Origin of the sequence: Sinomonas sp. G460-2, assembly GCF_047759905.1 — a bacterium.
GTDB lineage: Bacteria > Actinomycetota > Actinomycetes > Actinomycetales > Micrococcaceae > Sinomonas.
Genome location: NZ_JBKZWT010000377.1, coordinates 1 through 3,178 on the forward strand (window position 1 = coordinate 1; position 3,178 = coordinate 3,178).

Here is a 3,178-nt window from a genome sequence, read left to right on the forward strand (position 1 = left end):
CCCGTTCCTCGGGACGCTCGCGCGGACAGACGCCGCGCGGGCCGGACAGGCGGGCGGGAACAGTGCGTTCCGGCTCGCCGGGGTGTGGTCCGCGTTCGACGTCGACCCCGACCTCCGCGCGTCCCTCGCCCGGGTCGGGGGTGGGCCGGTGCTCTTGGTGGACGACCTCGTGGACAGCCGATGGTCCCTGACCGTCGCGGGGCGGATGCTGCGTCTTGCCGGTGCCGGACCGGTCCTCCCGCTCGCCCTCGCCCAGGCGGGGTAGAGCTTGCCGCCCCCCCGTTGCGCCGTCCGGTCCGCGGGGTGCGCCCGTTGCGCGTCAGGTCCGCGGGGTGCGAGCCGCTTTGCGTCTGTCCCGCGGTTCTGGGTAACCTTGGGGAGCTAGCAATAGCTGGAGACGTGCCAGAGTGGCCGAATGGACTTCACTGCTAATGAAGGGTCCGGGGAAACTTGGACCGGGGGTTCAAATCCCCCCGTCTCCGCCCATGTAGTGTCTCGGGACATCGGCTACAGATGTCCCGGGACATCGACGACACCCCCGGTCTTCGGACCGGGGGTGTTCCGTTTCTCGGCCAGCTTCTCCCGGCCGGCAGTTACCGTCTCGCCGGCAAGTCACCCTCTCGCCGAGCGCAGTCACCTCGTCGCCGAGCGCAGTCACCTACTTGCAGGCAAGTCACCCTCAAGGTGACTGCTGCGTCCGAAGGTGACTTGGCTCTCCGAGAAGGTGACTGCCCCCGGCATCTCTCGCGGCCGACCGGTCGGCGCCGCGTTCCAATCGGCCCTCGTGGCCGGTAGTCATCGGTAGCGTCGGGGCTAGTGTCCGCGGGAATGTCCCGGGCTAGCCGCGAGTTTGGCCCGGACATTTTCCCGAAGGGCCGTCGGCGGAGAGGTGTTGTCGACCGTGTCCCGAGACGCGTATTGCGCGCACTCCTTCTTGGGGGAGGTCGACAGAGACCTGCTACCGCCCGAGCGACCTCCACAGGAATGCCGCGCTGCGGGCCTGTAGGGCCGCAGCCTGGCGGTTGTCGGAGGCACCGGCGTGGCCGCCCTCGAGCGCCTCGTGGTACCAGACGTTCGGGATCCCCATGGCCTCCATGCGGGCGGCCATCTTGCGGGCTTGGACGGGGCCCACACGGTCGTCCGACGTGGCCGTCCAGATGAACGTGTCCGGGTAGTCCACGCCGTCCCGGAGCAGGTGATACGGCGAGAACGTCCGGATGTACTCCCACTGCTCGGGCACGTCGGGGTCGCCGTACTCGGCGATCCAGGATGTCCCGGCCGAGAGCTTCGTGTACCGCCGCATGTCGAGCAGCGGCACGCCGCACGAAATCGCGCCGAACAACTGCGGGTAGTGGACCAGCATGTTGCCCACGAGCAGCCCGCCGTTGGAGCCGCCCGTGCACCCGAGATGCTCGGGGCTCGTCACCTCGCGCCGGATGAGGTCCCGCGCGACGGCCGCGAAGTCCTCGTACGCGCGGTGGCGGTTCTCCTTGAGCGCGGCCTGATGCCACGCGGGGCCATACTCGCCGCCGCCGCGGATGTTCGCGACCACATAGACTCCGCCGCGCTCGAGCCACGCACGCCCCACGACCCCGCTGTACGCGGGCGTCCGCGAGATCTCGAAGCCTCCGTAGCCGCTGAGCTGCGTGGGCGCCGAGCCGCGCTCGAGATCCTTCGGCCCGACCTGGAAGTACGGCACGCGCGTGCCGTCCGCGGACACGGCGAAGTGCTGCGAGACGGCAAAGCGGCTCTCGTCAAAGAACGACGGCGCGCGCTTGACCTCGGCGTGACCCCCGCCGATGCTGCCACGCAGCAGGGTCGTCGGCGTGAGGAAGCCCGTCGCGACGAGCCAGTAGTCATCGCCCGAGTCAGGGTCCTCGTCGTCGACCGCGTAGCTCTCGACGAGGTGCAGCGGCGGGCACGCGTCGAGCTCCTCGCACGACCACGCGCCGTCGTCCGTTGAGCTGCCGCCCGCGGAAGGCGGCGTCAGCACGCGGATCTGCGAGGACACGTCTCGCAGCAGGTTCACGAGGAGATGATTCCTGGTCCAGCTCCACGACTGGAGCGCGGTGTGCTCGTCCGGCGCGAACAGGACGGTGAGCTCTGTCGATCCGCCGAGGAACGCCTCGAAGTTGGCGGCGAGCAGCGAGCCGCCCGCGTGTACGGCGCCGCCAATCTCCCAGTCGCGCTGTGGCCGGAACAGGATCCACGCGCGGTGCACGTCGATGTCCACGTCCGTGGGGACCGGGATCTCGAGCCACTCGTCGTTCCACCAGATCGAGTGCCGGACGTCGAAGAAGCTGATCCGATCGCTCGCGAGGAGCCGTTCGTACCCCGGGGTGTCGTCGAAGCCGCCGCTCGCCATGAGGTGGTCGGCGGGGACTTCGAAGATGACCTCGGCCTCGTCGAGCGTGCCTCCGCGGGCGAGCTTGCGCACGATCCTCGGGTACGAGGACGTGGTCACGGCGTCCTCGCCGAGCGTCGAGGAGACGATGAGCGTGTCCTCGTCGAACCAGTCCACGCCGCCCTTGGCCGCGGGCAGCGCGAAGCCGCCGGCTTCCGGGGCGATGAAGGCGCGGTCCTCGACGTCGTACTCGCGGACCGCCACGGCGTCGCCGCCGTCGGGGGAGAGCCGGACCATGCAGCGCCGCCACGACGTACCGTCGGCCGGGCGCAGGAAGCCGGCGCCGCCCCACACCCACTCGACGCCCTCCTCGGCCGCGAGCGCGTCGACGTCCAGCAGGACCTCCCACTCGGTCGACTCGCTCACGTAGCTGTCCCAGCGCGTGCGCCGCCACAGGCCCTTGGGATTCGCCGCGTCGCGCCAGAAGTTGTAGTACCAGTCGCCGCGCTTCGTGACCATGGGGATGCGGTCCTGCGAATCCATGACCTCGAGGATCTGGGCCTCGAGCTCAGGGTAGTCGCCGATCTCGAGCAGCTCCTCGGTCCGCGCGTTCTGCTCGCGCACCCATGCGAGCTGCGCCTCGCCGTGAACGTCCTCGAGCCAGATGTTCTCATCCACCGGTTCGCGGTGGGCATGGGTCAGGGTCTGCGCCGGATCCGTCATGCGATTCATCCTCGCATGGCCCCCCGACAGCGCAAGGGGCCGCCGCTATGCGCCTGCTGTGAGGGCCTCGGCCGGCGCGCGTTAAGCTCGGAAGATGACCCCGGGAGGAGA

At 69.8% G+C, this 3,178-nt stretch carries 1 protein-coding gene, 1 tRNA gene and 1 pseudogene; 2 read left to right on the plus strand and 1 reads right to left on the minus strand.

The genetic code is table 11. From position 1 onward, the window contains the following. Positions 1–265 (plus strand): annotated as a pseudogene (locus tag ACLN58_RS20040) (recombinase RecQ); the annotation flags it as partial. A gap of 128 nt (positions 266–393) precedes the next feature. After that, positions 394–482, plus strand: a tRNA-Ser gene (locus ACLN58_RS20045). A gap of 476 nt (positions 483–958) precedes the next feature. On the opposite strand, the gene ACLN58_RS20050 is transcribed toward ACLN58_RS20045, so the two are convergent. Further along, a complete protein-coding gene (locus ACLN58_RS20050; RefSeq protein ID WP_415856994.1) occupies positions 959–3,067 on the minus strand; it encodes a prolyl oligopeptidase family serine peptidase in 2,109 nt (702 codons plus the stop codon). Between the last annotated feature and the right edge of the window lie 111 nt (positions 3,068–3,178).

Bases quoted from the DNA above. Each gene is read 5' to 3' on its own strand.
- ACLN58_RS20050 (WP_415856994.1), bottom strand. From the start codon at position 3,067: ATGACGGATCCGGCGCAGACCCTGACCCATGCCCACCGCGAACCGGTG.